Annotated in this window: 14 protein-coding genes; 13 read left to right on the top strand and 1 reads right to left on the bottom strand. The window is 64.3% G+C overall.

Annotation, left to right across the window (positions count from 1 at the left end):
• Positions 1–6 precede the first annotated feature (6 nt).
• From aroC to nusB, 6 genes are all read left to right on the top strand, one after another.
• Complete coding sequence (gene aroC, locus ACPFL9_RS11755) at positions 7–1206, top strand: chorismate synthase (RefSeq protein WP_426002835.1); 1200 nt, start codon at positions 7–9, stop codon at positions 1204–1206.
• A gap of 14 nt (positions 1207–1220) precedes the next feature.
• A complete protein-coding gene (locus ACPFL9_RS11750; protein WP_426007541.1) occupies positions 1221–1772 on the top strand; it encodes a shikimate kinase in 552 nt (183 codons plus the stop codon).
• Positions 1769–2860 carry a 3-dehydroquinate synthase gene (gene aroB, locus ACPFL9_RS11745; protein WP_426002833.1) on the top strand — a complete coding sequence of 364 codons (1092 nt, stop codon included), beginning with the start codon at positions 1769–1771 and terminating at the stop codon, positions 2858–2860. Before ACPFL9_RS11750 ends, aroB begins: the two co-directional genes overlap by 4 nt.
• On the top strand, positions 2857–3378 hold the full coding sequence (locus ACPFL9_RS11740) for a tetratricopeptide repeat protein (protein ID WP_426002832.1): 522 nt from the start codon (positions 2857–2859) through the stop codon (positions 3376–3378). The genes aroB and ACPFL9_RS11740 overlap by 4 nt, the downstream gene beginning before the upstream one ends.
• Before the next feature lie 153 nt (positions 3379–3531).
• On the top strand, positions 3532–4095 hold the full coding sequence (gene efp, locus ACPFL9_RS11735) for an elongation factor P (RefSeq protein ID WP_364157627.1): 564 nt from the start codon (positions 3532–3534) through the stop codon (positions 4093–4095).
• A complete protein-coding gene (gene nusB, locus ACPFL9_RS11730) occupies positions 4095–4505 on the top strand; it encodes a transcription antitermination factor NusB (RefSeq protein WP_426002830.1) in 411 nt (136 codons plus the stop codon). The genes efp and nusB overlap by 1 nt, the downstream gene beginning before the upstream one ends.
• Positions 4506–4576: 71 nt before the next feature.
• On the opposite strand, the gene ACPFL9_RS11725 is transcribed toward nusB, so the two are convergent.
• On the bottom strand, positions 4577–5830 hold the full coding sequence (locus ACPFL9_RS11725) for a PrsW family intramembrane metalloprotease (RefSeq protein ID WP_426002829.1): 1254 nt from the start codon (positions 5828–5830) through the stop codon (positions 4577–4579).
• 156 nt (positions 5831–5986) lie between these two features.
• Between ACPFL9_RS11725 and pyrR the strand changes: the two genes are divergently transcribed.
• Genes pyrR through pyrF form a run of 7 tightly spaced genes read left to right on the top strand, consistent with a single transcriptional unit; the run spans position 5987 to position 14840 of the window.
• The gene (gene pyrR / locus ACPFL9_RS11720) at positions 5987–6571 is read left to right on the top strand and encodes a bifunctional pyr operon transcriptional regulator/uracil phosphoribosyltransferase PyrR (RefSeq protein ID WP_426002827.1); all 585 of its coding nucleotides are present in this window, start codon (positions 5987–5989) and stop codon (positions 6569–6571) included.
• Positions 6568–7578 (top strand): aspartate carbamoyltransferase catalytic subunit, encoded by a 1011-nt coding sequence (locus tag ACPFL9_RS11715; protein ID WP_426002826.1) that lies wholly within the window; start codon positions 6568–6570, stop codon positions 7576–7578. Before pyrR ends, ACPFL9_RS11715 begins: the two co-directional genes overlap by 4 nt.
• Positions 7578–8927 (top strand): dihydroorotase, encoded by a 1350-nt coding sequence (locus tag ACPFL9_RS11710; protein WP_426002825.1) that lies wholly within the window; start codon positions 7578–7580, stop codon positions 8925–8927. Before ACPFL9_RS11715 ends, ACPFL9_RS11710 begins: the two co-directional genes overlap by 1 nt.
• Entirely contained in the window at positions 8927–9454 is a 528-nt protein-coding gene (locus ACPFL9_RS11705) for a hypothetical protein (protein WP_426002824.1), read from the top strand. Before ACPFL9_RS11710 ends, ACPFL9_RS11705 begins: the two co-directional genes overlap by 1 nt.
• Complete coding sequence (carA, locus tag ACPFL9_RS11700) at positions 9432–10673, top strand: glutamine-hydrolyzing carbamoyl-phosphate synthase small subunit (RefSeq protein WP_426002822.1); 1242 nt, start codon at positions 9432–9434, stop codon at positions 10671–10673. Before ACPFL9_RS11705 ends, carA begins: the two co-directional genes overlap by 23 nt.
• Positions 10673–13981, top strand: coding sequence for a carbamoyl-phosphate synthase large subunit (carB, locus tag ACPFL9_RS11695; RefSeq protein ID WP_426002821.1), 3309 nt, complete (start codon positions 10673–10675; stop codon positions 13979–13981). The genes carA and carB overlap by 1 nt, the downstream gene beginning before the upstream one ends.
• Positions 13974–14840, top strand: coding sequence for an orotidine-5'-phosphate decarboxylase (pyrF, locus tag ACPFL9_RS11690; RefSeq protein WP_426002820.1), 867 nt, complete (start codon positions 13974–13976; stop codon positions 14838–14840). Before carB ends, pyrF begins: the two co-directional genes overlap by 8 nt.
• Positions 14841–14921 lie beyond the last annotated feature (81 nt).

Here is a 14921-nt window from a genome sequence, read left to right as displayed (position 1 = left end):
GGTTATATGTTGCGTTGGTTGACAGCCGGTGAATCCCACGGTCCGGCACTGGTTGGAATACTTGAAGGCGTGCCCGCCGGTGTTGAACTCACCACCGGGCAGATCCGCGACGCCCTGGCGCGCCGGCGCCTGGGCTATGGCCGTGGAGCCCGCATGAAGTTCGAGCAGGACCAGGTCACCATCCTTGGGGGTGTGCGCCACGGAATCACCCAGGGTGGACCCGTTGCCATCCAGGTGGGCAATACCGAATGGCCTAAGTGGGAGCAGATCATGGCCGCCGATCCGGTGGACGAGGAGCTGCTGGCTGACCAGGCCCGCAATGCCCCGCTCACCCGGCCGCGTCCCGGCCATGCTGACTTCACCGGCATGCAGAAATACGGCTTTGATGAGGCGCGCCCCGTTCTCGAGCGGGCAAGCGCGCGTGAAACGGCCACCCGCGTTGCCCTTGGCACCGTTGCCGCGCAGCTCCTTAGGCACTTGGGTGTGGAACTCGTGAGCCACACCGTCTCCATTGCCAGCGTGTCCGTGCCGGAGGGTCGTCCGCTGCCGGGTCCCGCCGATGTAATCGCCCTCGATGCAGACCCGCTGCGTTGCTTTGACCGCGAAACATCCGATGCCATGGTGGCCGAAGTTGACGCGGCCCACAAAGAAGGTGAAACCCTGGGCGGGGTCGTCGAGGTGCTCGCGTACGGGCTTCCTCCCGGCCTTGGCAGCTACGTCCATTGGGACCGCCGCCTTGACTCACGGCTTGCCGCGGCACTCATGGGCATCCAGGCCATCAAGGGCGTGGAGGTCGGCGACGGATTCCTGACCGCGGCACGCCGCGGGTCGGCTGCCCATGACGAGATCGTCAAGGACGAAGACGGCCGGATCATCCGCAGGACCAACCGCGCCGGTGGTATCGAAGGCGGCATGAGCATTGGTGAGGTGCTCCGCGTCCGTGCCGCCATGAAGCCCATCGCCACGGTGCCACGGGCCCTGCAGACGATCGACGTCAGCACGGGCGAACCTGCCAAAGCCCACCACCAGCGTTCGGATGTCTGTGCCGTTCCGGCAGCGGGCGTTGTTGCAGAAGCCATGGTTGCCTTGGTCCTGGCCGAAGCGATCACCGAAAAATTTGGCGGCGACTCCGTCCAGGAAACTGCACGGAACCTGCAAACCTATCTGGACAACATCCCGGCTGCTTTGGACACGGTCGGCCGGTAGTGGCCCGCGCAGACATGGGCGGCCTGCCGGGCCGTCCCGTTGTGCTTGTCGGGCCGATGGCAGTGGGCAAGTCCGCCATTGGCCAGCAGCTGTCGCAGCAACTCGGCCTGGCATTCGTTGATACGGATGCCATGGTCGTGGCAGCGCACGGCAGTATCGCCGATATCTTCGCCGGCAGGGGAGAGCATGCTTTCCGGGAAATCGAAGCGAGGGCAGTGGCCCAGGCCATTGAGGCAGCAAGGACCCAGGCCAGCGTGATCTCGCTGGGCGGGGGCGCCGTACTGGACTCCGGCACCCAGCAGTTGCTGGGGGAGTGCACCGTGGTTTACCTCGAATGTGATGCCGGGACAGTGGCTGAACGCATTGCCCGGAACACCGGCAGGCCGTTGCTGCAGGGCGACGCAATGTCCCGCTGGGAGACCTTGTTCGCCGCCAGGCGACCCATCTACGAACGTCTGGCTGACATTGTCCTGGACGTGCGGTCCGGGTCTGTGGCAGAAATCGGGCTCCTCCTGGAGGAGCGGCTGCGCGAGCATGCAGCCCTGAAAGAGGAAGTTGAAAAGTGAGCACCGAAGCAACTGTCATCAAGGTGACCGGGCAGTCCGCTGCTGAAAACTACGACGTCGTGGTGGGACGGGGTCTTCTCGAGAGCCTCCCGGCCCGGCTGGGTGAGCGGGTCCGCCGGGTCCTGGTGATCCATCCCCGTGCCCTGCGGTTGACCGGCGACACCGTCCGGGATGAGCTCGAAACGGCCGGTTTCACGGCCCTGACGGCGGAAATTCCCGACGCCGAAGAAGGCAAGCACATCCAGGTCGCCGCCTTCTGTTGGCAGGTCCTGGGCCAGAACGACTTCACCCGGTCCGACGCCATTGTGGCCGTTGGCGGTGGTGCCGTGACCGACCTCGCCGGATTCGTCGCCGCCACCTGGCTCCGGGGAGTCAAGGTCATCCATATGCCCACCAGCCTCCTGGGCATGGTTGATGCGTCAGTGGGCGGCAAGACAGGCATCAACACTGCCGAGGGCAAGAACCTCGTGGGCGCCTTCCACCCGCCGGCAGCGGTGCTCGCGGACCTGGATACCTTGCAGACCCTGCCCCGGAACGAACTCGTTTCCGGCATGGCCGAAGTCATCAAGTGCGGATTCATCGCCGATCCGGCCATCCTGGACCTGATCGAGAAGAACACCGACGCTGTTACGGATCCCGGTTCCGCTGTGGTGCGGGAACTCATCGAACGCGCCATCAGCGTCAAAGCCAACGTAGTCTCCCAGGACCTCAAGGAATCCGGGCTCAGGGAGATCCTGAACTACGGTCACACGCTGGGCCACGCGATCGAGTTGGTGGAGCGATACTCCTGGCGTCATGGCGCGGCAATTTCCGTGGGCATGATGTTTGCGGCAGAGCTCTCACGCAGCGTTGGACGCCTCGCTGACGCCGACGCCGACCGGCACCGGGCAATCCTTGAAAGCCTTGGACTTCCCACTACCTACCGCAATGACCGTTGGCAGGGGCTGCTTGACGGCATGCGCAGGGACAAGAAATCCAGGGGCGACCTGCTGCGCTTCGTCGTCCTGGACGGAATTGCCAAGCCGGGCATCCTCGATGTGCCGGATACCTCATTGCTGTTCGCCGCTTACCAGGAGATCGCATCATGACGGCCACCATGACCGAAGGCATCAGCGACTGGCCAACTGCGGGTTTCCCGGGCGTGCGCATGAACCCGGATACCCTCCTTCCGGTCATCGTCAACGAAGACGCCATGGAGAACGCCCTGGAGACATCGGAGGACCCCGCCGACCGCATCATGGCCCTTCTCCTCGACAACCAGCCCAAGGAGGCCGCGGAGCTCCTGGCCGAGGCACGCTATAAGGATCCGGAGTCGTTCCGGCTCAGGATCTTTGAGGCAGAGGTCCACCGGGCCACCAACCGTACTGACCGGGCGGTGCAGTTGTTCCGCCAGCTCCTGCAGGAGGTGCAGGGAAGCTCCAAGGAAGCAGTGGTCCACCAATACCTGGGTCGCGCCTACTTCGTCAGCGGGAACGCCCTGGCCGCCTCGGAAGAGTTCGCCAAGGCGCTCGACCTCCGGGTGGCCATGGCCGCCGATGCCGCTTTGATCTACTCCTCGGCAGTGGCTCTCCAGCGTGCCCGGAACGTCCTGGAACTGGCTTCCTGATCCCGGCTCCGGGACCGGGGACGGGCCACTGCCGGTTTGCCGGTAGAATGGTTGTTGGATTTTTGATAAAGACAGCCGGCCCGCCGGCTCGGCATACACGGCTGGACGCTGCACACCGCAGCCGGACCCAGTGAGAGAAACCAGAGGATACAAGTGGCAACCACAAACGACATCAAGAACGGCACCGTACTGAAGCTCGAAGGCCAGCTCTGGAACGTCCTTGAGTTCCAGCACGTCAAGCCGGGCAAGGGCGGAGCATTCGTTCGCACCAAGATGCGCAACGTCATGTCCGGCAAGGTTGTCGACAAGACCTTCAACGCCGGCCTGAAGATCGAAACCGCCACGGTGGACCGCCGCGACTACCAGTACCTGTACCAGGACGGCGAGGATTTCGTCTTCATGGACACCACGGACTACGACCAGATCCACGTCTCCGGTGCCACTGTTGGCGACGCAACCAACTTCATGCTTGAGAACCAGATGGTCAACATCGCGATCCACGAGGGCACTCCGCTCTACATCGAACTGCCGCCGAGCGTTGTCCTCGAAATCACCTACACTGAGCCGGGCCTGCAGGGCGACCGCTCTTCTGCCGGCACCAAGCCTGCAACCGTGGAGACCGGTTACGAAATCCAGGTGCCGCTCTTTGTCGAGCAGGGCACGAAGGTCAAGGTCGACACCCGCGACGGCAGCTACCTGGGCCGGGTCAACGACTAGTGAGTGCCCGCGGTAAGGCCCGTAACAGGGCCCTTGAAGTTCTTTTCGAAGCTGAACAGCGTTCGGTTTCGGCTTTCGATGCCCTGTCAGCCCGTCGTGAGAAGACTGACCTGGTCGTCAACCCCTACACGGTGGAAATCGTTGAGGGCGTAGTTTCGATGCAGCCCACCATCGATGAATTCCTGCAGACGTACGCCCAAGGGTGGACCCTGGAACGGATGCCGGCCGTGGACCGGATTATCCTGCGGATCGGGGCGTGGGAACTGCTGTACAACGACGACGTCCCGGATGGTGTTGCGGTGAGCGAGGCTGTGGCCCTGGCCAAGACGATGTCCACTGACGAATCACCCGCCTTCGTCAACGGACTGTTGGGCAGGTTGCAGAAGCTGAAGCCGTCGCTTCTGGCCTAGCGCGCAGATCGTGGAAATGCCCCCGGGAGCTTGACGTGTTCAAGTTCCCGGGGCATTTTCTGTCTCCGGGCCTACTGCAGTACTGCTGCTCGAAGGGCAGGGATGGTCCTGAGGTGTTCCAGCTCGTCATGCTGGTGATGCTGGACGTCCCGCCCGCTGAGGATCCGTTGGCGCGAAAAGGCCAGTGCCGTTGCCTCCTTGATGAGAGCACGCATCTGGGCAGCCCTGCCACGGGACCCCGCCCACCGGATAGCCTGGCGGCGGCCCGCGGACGTGGCCAGCATGTCGACCTCGGCGGGGGTGAACCACCCCGCACGGGCATATTCCATGAGCCGCTGGCGCGTGAGCTTCCCTTCCGCGACGCGCAGGAGGATGATTCCGACCGCGGCCAGGATGAAGATGGGCACCTGGACAACGAAGTACTCCACCAGGAAGTCCTGTCCCATGCTGTTCCAGCGGTTGTGGAGGAACATCGCGGGGAGCAGCCCAATGATGAAAGCAAGGACTGCGTAGCCCGCGTGCCACTTGCGTGCCGCGAATCCCATGACCAAGCCTGTGGTGCCCGTGAAGATGGCATGGGCGAACGGCGACATGAGGCCGCGAAGGATGAAGATCCGCACGAAGTCCGCCCCCGGATCCGTGGAAGAGGCAATCTCACGGCCGAAGTACAGGATGTTTTCCGTGAATGCGAAGCCCGCAGCGATGGTGAAGGCGAAAACCACGCCATCCACCGGTCCGTCAAAGTACTTTCGCGCGGCCAGCAGCAGCACCAGGAGGCCCAGCGATTTGGTGAATTCCTCAACAATCGGGGCTTGGACCGTGGCCATGAAATAGGTGAAGGCCTCCTCGCTGGTGGTCGGTGCGGCCACGGCGAACAGCGGTTGGATCAGCAGTGTGCCGGCGATGGAGACGGCGGCACCCCAGGTAAAGGCGAACCACAGCAGGCGTGGCGGTTCCGGTTCCCAGCGGTCTATGAGGCGGACCGTCAACAGGACCACACCCAGGGGGATCAAGGACGCGATGAATCCCACCACGAAGCCGGTGACACCGGTGTTCCCCAGCAGGAAAGGCACCACCAGCAACAGGCTGCCCATGACCAGTACGGCTCCTGTGAGCAGGAGGGGCAGCAGGCCCGGGGAGCGTCGTGGGCGGGACACCGGCGGGAGCATCCAGTCCTGCTGCGGGTGCCGGCCGGGGTTCCCCGGGGCGGGCTGGTAGTTCACTGGCTGGACGCGCCCGATCCACGTGGGATTCGTCGCCGGGTCCAAGGAGGGGCGATGGTAGGGGTTGTGGCCGCCGGGACTGCCAGGATGGTTGCTGCTCATGGATAAGACCCTATTCCACCGGCCGGAATGTGAGCTTAAACTCACCGGTGTCCTGCCTGGCCGGTGAGGCCGGGGCGAGGGCCTGTGGTAGTTTTGAAGCGCAAATATTCCTTTTTTAATTCCGTCCTGTGAGGCGGGGAAAGGGGAGACGAGCGAATGTCTGATATTGCTTCAGCACAGGTTCCGCCGCGGGTTGTCCTCAACCAGGCGGACATTGACCGTGCGCTCACTCGTATCGCCCACGAGATCCTCGAGGCCAACAAGGGCTCCCAGGACCTGGTCCTGCTGGGCATCCCCAGTCGCGGCTATCCTCTGGCAGTGCGCCTCGCCAACAAGATCGCTGCCGCCGATCCCGCAGTCAACGCCGAGACCATAGTCGGCCAGCTGGACGTCACCATGTTCCGTGACGATCTTTCCCACCAGCCCACGCGCCCTCCCCACCACACACGCCTTCCGTTGTCCGGCATCGACAACAAAGTGGTCGTCCTGATTGACGATGTCCTTTACTCCGGCCGCACCATCCGCGCCGCCCTCGATGCCTTGGTGGACCTGGGCCGTCCCCGCATCGTCCGGCTGGCGGTCCTGGTGGACAGGGGCCACCGTGAGCTCCCCATCCGTGCAGACCACGTAGGAAAGAACCTGCCCACGTCCTCGGCCGAAAAAGTCCGCGTGCGCCTTGAAGAGACAGATGCAGTGAACGGTGAACCCATCAACGAAGTAGTGATCGAGGCGGGTAAGTGAAGCACCTACTTTCCACCGAAAACCTCAGCGCCGCGGACGCTATCCGCATCCTTGATACCGCCGAGGAAATGTCAGCGGTGGGGGACCGCGAGGTCAAGAAGCTGCCGGCCCTCCGCGGCCGCACCGTGGTGAACCTCTTCTTCGAGGACTCCACGAGGACCCGCATCTCCTTCGAAGCCGCGGCCAAGCGCTTGTCGGCCGATGTCATCAACTTTGCCGCCAAGGGCTCCTCGGTGTCCAAGGGTGAGTCGCTCAAAGACACTGCCCAGACGCTGGCCGCCATGGGCGCCGACGCTGTGGTGATCCGGCACTGGGCTTCGGGGGCTCCCCATCGGTTGGCGGCCACGGACTGGATCGATGCCGCAGTGGTCAACGCCGGAGACGGAACCCATGAGCACCCCACCCAGGCCCTGCTGGACGCCTTCACCATGCGCCGGCACTGGTCCCGGGTCAACGGAACCGCCTCCACCGGCGCCAACCTGGGTGGCATGCGGGTGGCGATCGCAGGGGACGTCCTGCACTCCCGCGTGGCCCGTTCCAATGTGTGGCTTCTCCGGACCCTCGGGGCGGAAGTCACCCTGGTGGCGCCTCCCACCTTGCTGCCGATCGGCGTCGAACACTGGCCCTGCAAGGTCAGCTACAACCTGGACGAGACCCTCGAATCGGGAGTTGACGCCATGATGATGCTGCGCGTCCAGGGTGAGCGCATGAACGCTTCCTTCTTCCCGTCCACCCGGGAGTATTCCCGCCGCTGGGGCTTTGACGATGCCCGCCTGCGGACACTGGACGACCTCGGCATGAAGGACACGATCATCATGCACCCGGGCCCCATGAACCGCGGCCTGGAAATTTCGTCTGCTGCCGCCGATTCACCGCGGTCCACCGTCCTGGCACAGGTCCGGAACGGTGTCTCCGTGCGGATGGCGGCCCTCTACCTGCTGCTGTCCGGCGACACCCGCGACACCGCATCCACCGCTTCGCACCAGTCCACCAAGGAGAGCAACTGATGGCCGAAAACACGTACCTGATCCGTGGCGCCGCCATTCTTGGTGGCGACTCCGAGGACCTGCTGATCCGTGACGGCATCATCGCCGGGCGGGGAAAGGACCTTAGGGACGACGACGCTACCGTTATCGACGCTGCCGGCCTGGTTGCCCTTCCGGGCATGGTTGATGTGCACACCCACCTGCGTGAACCGGGTCGCGAAGACGCAGAAACGGTGGAGACCGGAACCCGTGCCGCCGCCTTGGGCGGATTCACTGCCGTCCACGCCATGGCCAACAGCAACCCGGTGGCGGACACCGCCGGCGTTGTGGAGCAGGTCCACAGCCTGGGTCGCGCTTCCGGGTGGGTGGATGTCCGGCCGGTTGGCGCAGTGACCGTGGGGCTCGCAGGCGAGCAGCTCGCCGAGCTGGGTGCCATGGCTGATTCACGCGCCCAGGTCCGGATGTTCTCCGACGACGGTATCTGCGTCCACGACCCGGTCCTCATGCGCCGTGCCTTGGAATACGTCAAAGCGTTCGACGGCGTGGTGGCCCAGCACGCGCAGGAACCCCGCCTTACCGCCGGGGCACAGATGAACGAAGGTGCCGTTTCCGCGGTCCTGGGACTTGCCGGTTGGCCGGCGGTCGCCGAAGAAAGCATCATCGCCCGGGACGTGTTGCTGGCACAGCATGTTGGTTCCCGCCTGCACGTCTGCCACGTCTCCACGGCAGGTTCGGTGGAGATCATCCGCTGGGCCAAGGCCAGGGGCATCAACGTCACGGCAGAGGTGACCCCGCACCACCTGATCCTGACCGACGAACTGGTCCGCAGCTACGACCCCGTCTACAAGGTCAACCCGCCCCTGCGCACCAACCACGATGTCCAGGCACTCCGCGAAGGGCTTGCCGACGGCACGATCGACGTCGTTGGAACGGACCATGCGCCGCACCCGAGCGAGCACAAGGAATGCGAGTGGGCACAGGCGGCCATGGGCATGACCGGCCTTGAGACCGCCTTGTCCGTGGTCCAGGAGACCATGATCGAGACGGGCCTCATGACGTGGGCCGACTTCGCAAGGGTCACGTCCTTCAGCCCGGCAACGATCGGCCGGCTGGCCGACCAGGGACGTCCCCTCGAATCAGGAGAGCCCGCCAACGTCATCCTGGTCGACCCGGCTGCGCGCTGGACCGTGGACCCCCATAAGATGGCCACCATGGGCCGCAATTCACCGTTCAAGGGCAAAGAGCTGCCCGGATCTGTGGTGGCTACCTTCTTCAAGGGACACCCCACAGTGCTCAACGGCCAGCTGAACACCCCATACCGATACACCGACGACGCAACCCCGGCCGCCGGGGCAGTCAGCGGTACGTGATGGACAGCACCCAAACATTGACGGCTGTCATCACGGCCGTGCTGGTCATCGCCGTCCTGGCGATGATCTGGTTTGGTTGGCGCAGCAGGCTGAGGCGGCAGGCCGGCGTCGAACGCCTTCCGCAGGTGCCGGGCGAACTGACTCCGGCCTCACTGGTGGCCGACGGCCAGTATGTCGCCACCACAACCGCCGGTGACTGGCTGGACCGCATCGCCGTGCAGGGACTGGGCATCAGGACCACCGCGGAGCTGAGCGTCCACGCCGAAGGCATCCTGTTCGACAGGGCAGGTGTTGCGCCGGTGTTCATCCCCCGGGAAGCCTTGGTGGAAACCCGGGAAACCAGCGGCATGGCAGGAAAGTTCGTCGAAAAGGACGGCCTTTTGGTCATCAGCTGGAAGCTGGGCCAACAGGAACTCGACACCGGCTTCCGGTCCAGGCACAGCGCCGACAGACAGCCCTTGCTCCAAGCCATCCAGGAATTGATCTCCGCAGCCCCCCAGGCAGATGCCGATAGTGGAAAGAAATAAAGTGACGGACAGTAACGCAGCCACCGCAACCTCATCCTCAGCAGCAGTACTGGTGCTCGAAGACGGCCGCATGTTCCGCGGCCGCAGCTACGGCGCCCAGGGAACTGCCCTTGGTGAGGCCGTCTTCGCTACCGGCATGACCGGTTACCAGGAGACCATCACCGACCCCTCCTACGCCCGCCAGCTCGTGGTTCAGACCGCTCCGCACATCGGCAACACGGGCGTCAACAGCGAAGACGCTGAGTCCCGCCGCATCTGGGTGGCAGGCTACATCGTCCGCGACGCCGCACGCCGCCCCTCCAACTGGCGCTCGGAACGAAGCCTCGACGACGAACTGGTCGAACAGGGCATCGTGGGCATCCAGGGCGTGGACACCCGCGCCATTACCCGGCACCTGCGTGAACACAAGACCATGCGCGCCGGGATCTTCTCCGGCGAGGCTGCCCAGGCATCCGATAAGGAACTTCTGGACATCGTCCTGGCCAGCGCACCGATGGAAGGCGCAGCACTGGCCGAAGAGGTCAGCATCGACGAAGCCTATGTCGTGGATCCCAAGGACCACGGTTGGGAGGGCGAACCGCGGTTCTCCATCGCCGCCGTCGACCTCGGCATCAAGGCCATGACGCCTGTCCGTTTCGCCGAGCGCGGCGTTCGGGTCCACGTCCTTCCGGCTACCTCCACGGTCGAGGACGTCAACGCCGTGAAGCCGGACGGGTTCTTCATGTCCAACGGACCGGGCGACCCTGCCACGGCTGACCACCAGGTGACGCTGCTGCGCTCCGTACTGGACGAGAAGCTGCCGTACTTCGGCATCTGCTTCGGCAACCAGATCCTGGGCCGTGCCCTCGGCTTCGGCACATACAAGCTGCGCTACGGCCACCGCGGCATCAACCAGCCGGTCATGGACCGCCGCACCGGCAAGGTGGAAATCACCTCCCAGAACCACGGCTTCGCCGTCGACGCGCCGCTGAACGGTGCCACTGTGGCGCCGGAGGAACGTTACGGACGCGTCGAGGTGAGCCACGTTTCGTTGAACGACGACGTCGTCGAAGGCCTTGCGTGCCTCGACATCCCTGCCTTCTCGGTCCAGTACCACCCGGAGGCTGCCGCGGGCCCGCACGACGCTGCCTACCTCTTCGACCGCTTCATCGACCTCATGGCCGATGCCAAGGCAGCCAACCACAACTCCACCGAATCCAAGACTGAGGACAAGAAGTAATGCCCAAGCGTACAGATCTCAAGAGCGTCCTTGTCATCGGTTCGGGTCCGATCGTCATTGGCCAGGCGGCCGAGTTCGACTACTCCGGGACCCAGGCGCTGCGCGTCCTCAAGGACGAAGGCCTGCGCGTCATCCTGGTGAACTCCAACCCGGCCACCATCATGACGGATCCCGAATTCGCCGATGCCACTTACGTCGAACCCATCACGCCGGAAGTGGTCGAAAAGATCATCGCCAAGGAGCGTCCTGACGCCGTGCTGCCCACCCTGGGCGGACAGACGGCGCTGAACACGGCGATCGCCCTGGACAAGAACGGTGTGCTGGAGAAGTACAACGTCGAGCTCATCGGCGCCAACATCGCTGCGATCGAACTTGGTGAAGACCGGGAGAAGTTCAAGGGCGTGGTGGAACGCTGCGGTGCGGAGTCGGCACGCAGCCACATCATCCACACCATGGACGAGGCCTTCAAGGCTGCCGAGGACCTGGGCTACCCCATGGTGGTCCGTCCGTCCTTCACCATGGGTGGCCTGGGCTCCGGCCTGGCGTACAACGAGGACGACCTGCGCCGTATTGTCGGCCAGGGCCTGCAATACAGTCCCACCACCGAGGTCCTTCTCGAGGAAAGCATCCTCGGCTGGAAGGAATACGAACTCGAGATGATGCGCGACAAGAACGACAACGTCGTTGTTGTCTGCTCCATCGAGAACTTCGACCCCGTGGGTGTGCACACCGGCGACTCCATCACCGTTGCGCCGGCCCTGACCCTGACGGACCGCGAATACCAGAAGCTGCGTGACGTCGCCATCGCCGTCATCCGCGAAGTCGGCGTGGACACGGGCGGTTGCAACATCCAGTTCGCCATCAACCCGGACACCGGACGCGTGGTGGTCATCGAGATGAACCCGCGCGTCTCCCGGTCATCGGCATTGGCATCCAAGGCCACCGGCTTCGCGATCGCCAAGATCGCCACCAAGCTGTCCCTGGGCTACACGCTGGACGAAATCCCCAACGACATCACGCAGAAGACGCCGGCATCCTTCGAGCCGACCCTCGACTACGTGGTGGTCAAGGTCCCGCGCTTCGCCTTCGAGAAGTTCCCCGCAGCCGACAACACCCTGACCACCACCATGAAGTCGGTGGGCGAGGCCATGGCGATGGGCCGCAACTTCACCGAAGCCCTGCAGAAAGCCCTGCGCTCCCTGGAACAGAAGGGTTCGCAGCTGGACTTCACGCCGGTGCCGGAATACGACGTTGCCGGCCTCATCGAAAAGGCCAAGCGTCCCACCACGGAACGCCTGTACCAGGTGCAGCGCGCCCTCCTCGGAGGTGCCACCGTGGAGGACCTCTACGAAGCCACCAAGATCGATCCGTGGTTCCTGGACCAGCTCCAGCTGCTGAACGAAACCGCCCAGGAAATCCGCAAGGCCGGCGTCCTGAGCGAAGACATGCTGCGCAACGCCAAGCGCCATGGCTTCTCGGATGAGCAGATCGGTGCCCTGACCCATAATTCCGAAGCCGTGGTGCGCGGTGTCCGCCAGGCACTGGGCATCCGCCCCGTGTACAAGACCGTGGACACCTGCGCTGCCGAGTTCGCGGCCTACACGCCGTACCACTACTCGGCCTACGACGAGGAAGACGAAGTGGGCCTGCACGCCAAGCCGTCGGTCATCATCCTCGGATCCGGCCCCAACCGCATCGGCCAGGGCATCGAGTTCGATTACTCCTGCGTCCACGCCTCCATGGCGCTCCGCAAGGCCGGCTACGAGACCGTCATGGTCAACTGCAACCCGGAGACGGTTTCCACCGACTACGACATCTCCACGCGCCTCTACTTCGAGCCGCTGACCCTCGAAGACGTCCTGGAAGTCATCGCTGCCGAAGAGCGCACCGGTGGCGTGATGGGTGTCTTCGTACAGCTGGGCGGCCAGACTCCGCTCAAGCTCGCCCAGCAGCTGGCCGATGCCGGTGTTCCGATCCTCGGTACCTCGCCGGAAGCCATCGACCTCGCCGAACACCGTGGTGCGTTCGCCCGCGTGCTGGATGAAGCTGGCCTGACCTCGCCCAAGAACGGTACGGCCGTTTCCTTCGAGGACGCCAAGAAGATTGCCGACGAGATCGGTTACCCGGTCCTGGTCCGCCCGTCCTACGTGCTGGGCGGTCGCGGCATGGAGATCGTTTATGACGAGGCCAACCTTTCCCGGTACATCGCCAACGCGACGGAAATCACGCCGGACCACCCGGTGCTGATCGACCGCTTCCTCGAAGATGCGGTGGAGATCGATGTTGACGCGCTGTTCGACGGCAACGACATGTACCTGGGCGGCATCATGGAGCACATCGAGGAGGCCGGTATCCACTCCGGTGACTCGGCCTGTGTCCTGCCGCCGATCACGCTGGGCAACAACGTGATCGAACGCGTGCGCACGGCTACCCGTGCCATCGCCGAGGGCGTAGGCGTTCGAGGGCTCATCAACATCCAGTTCGCCCTGGCCTCCGACGTCCTGTACGTCCTGGAAGCCAACCCGCGTGCCTCCCGCACCGTCCCGTTCGTCTCCAAGGCAACGGGCGTCCAGATGGCCAAGGCTGCCGCGCTGATCGGCACTGGCGTGACCATCAACCAACTCCGCACTGCCTACAAGATGCTGCCGGAAACCGGTGACGGCTCCACTCTTCCGCTGGATGCTCCTGTGGCCGTGAAGGAAGCAGTCCTGCCGTTCAGCCGGTTCCGTACTCCGGAAGGCAAGGTGGTGGACTCGCTGCTCGGCCCGGAGATGCGCTCCACGGGTGAGGTCATGGGCATCGACAAGCACTTCGATACCGCGTTCGCCAAGAGCCAGTCCGGGGCCAACAACGCGCTGCCCACCGGTGGCAAAATCTTCGTCTCGGTAGCCAACCGGGACAAGCGTTCTGTCATCATGGGCGTCAAGCGCCTGTCCGACCTCGGCTTCGAGATTGTCTCCACCGGCGGCACGGCGGATGTCCTGCGCCGCAACGGCATCCAGGCAACTCCCGTTCGGAAGGTTGCCGAGGGCAGCAGCGCCGAAGGCGAAGGCACCATTGCCGACCTCGTGGTCGCGGGTGAAATCGACATGGTGTTCAACACCCCGTCCGGTGGCGAGGCCCGCAGCGACGGTTACGAACTGCGCGCTGCCGCGACATCGATCGGCATCCCCTGCATCACCACCGTGGCCGAGTTCAATGCCGCAGTGCAGGCCATCGAGGCCCTGCGGACCTACGAATGGTCGGTCACCAGCCTGCAGGAGCACTCAGCAAACCTGACTGCATCGCTGGAAGCAGCGAATGCCTGAGGCACAGGAAGTCCAGCAGCCGGTCCGGGAGTCTTTCGGCTCCCGGCTGGCTGCGGCCATGGCTGACAGGGGTCCGCTGTGCGTTGGGATCGACCCGCACCCGCAGTTGCTGGCGGACTGGGGACTGAACGACGACGCCGCCGGGTTGGAGCGCTTTTCCCTCACCGTGGTCGAGACGGTGGCTTCCCTCGCTGCCGCCGTCAAGCCGCAGGTGGCCCTCTACGAGCGTCACGGGTCTGCCGGCATGGCTGTCCTGGAGCGCACTTTGGCTGCTGCTGCGGATGCAGGCGTGCTGAGCATCGCAGACGCCAAGCGAGGAGACATTGGTTCAACGATGGCCGCCTACGCAGATGCATGGCTCAGGGACGGTTCGGCGTTGGCGGCCGATTCGGTGACACTGAGCCCCTATCTCGGTTTTGAGTCCCTGCGTCCTGCCCTGGACCTTGCCGCGGAGTATGGCAGGGGAGTATTTGTCCTCGCGCTGACATCCAACCCTGAGGGCAAAAGCGTCCAGCACGTTGGCGGCGACGATTCAGTGGCCCGGCAGATTGTCGCGGCAACCGCCAGGGAAAACCAGCGGTATTCCGGTGCCTTGGGATCGGTGGGCCTGGTTGTTGGGGCCACCATCGGTTCGGCACTGGAGGACCTGGCCATTGACCTCGCCCCGGTGCGGGGTGCGATCCTGGCCCCGGGCCTGGGCGCCCAGGGCGCTACTCCGGCCGACCTTCGGGCTACTTTTGGTGCTGCTTATCCGACTGTCCTGGCGACCTCCAGCCGTGGCATCCTGGCCGCAGGTCCCACTGTGGCAGGTCTGCGTGAGGCAACGCGCCAAACGCTGGACGGACTGCTGGCTGACTGATTGCGCAAGCGCATTGCGCTCCGCAGTGGCTGCAGGTAGGTTCAGGAACAGTTCTCTCATGATCTGGATCACACATCGGAG

It is taken from the genome of Paenarthrobacter sp. NyZ202 (assembly GCF_049860755.1).
Classification (GTDB): domain Bacteria; phylum Actinomycetota; class Actinomycetes; order Actinomycetales; family Micrococcaceae; genus Arthrobacter.
This window is presented reverse-complemented; position numbering and strand designations above follow the sequence as displayed.

What these genes read in the sequence shown, in the direction of transcription:
- aroC (WP_426002835.1), top strand. Translation starts at nt 7, where the DNA reads ATGTTGCGTTGGTTGACAGCCGGTGAATCCCACGGTCCGGCACTGGTT.
- ACPFL9_RS11750 (WP_426007541.1), top strand. Translation starts at nt 1,221, where the DNA reads ATGGGCGGCCTGCCGGGCCGTCCCGTTGTGCTTGTCGGGCCGATGGCA.
- ACPFL9_RS11740 (WP_426002832.1), top strand. Translation starts at nt 2,857, where the DNA reads ATGACGGCCACCATGACCGAAGGCATCAGCGACTGGCCAACTGCGGGT.
- ACPFL9_RS11725 (WP_426002829.1), bottom strand. Translation starts at nt 5,830, where the DNA reads ATGAGCAGCAACCATCCTGGCAGTCCCGGCGGCCACAACCCCTACCAT.
- pyrR (WP_426002827.1), top strand. Translation starts at nt 5,987, where the DNA reads ATGTCTGATATTGCTTCAGCACAGGTTCCGCCGCGGGTTGTCCTCAAC.
- ACPFL9_RS11710 (WP_426002825.1), top strand. Translation starts at nt 7,578, where the DNA reads ATGGCCGAAAACACGTACCTGATCCGTGGCGCCGCCATTCTTGGTGGC.
- ACPFL9_RS11705 (WP_426002824.1), top strand. Translation starts at nt 8,927, where the DNA reads ATGGACAGCACCCAAACATTGACGGCTGTCATCACGGCCGTGCTGGTC.
- carA (WP_426002822.1), top strand. Translation starts at nt 9,432, where the DNA reads ATGCCGATAGTGGAAAGAAATAAAGTGACGGACAGTAACGCAGCCACC.
- carB (WP_426002821.1), top strand. Translation starts at nt 10,673, where the DNA reads ATGCCCAAGCGTACAGATCTCAAGAGCGTCCTTGTCATCGGTTCGGGT.
- pyrF (WP_426002820.1), top strand. Translation starts at nt 13,974, where the DNA reads ATGCCTGAGGCACAGGAAGTCCAGCAGCCGGTCCGGGAGTCTTTCGGC.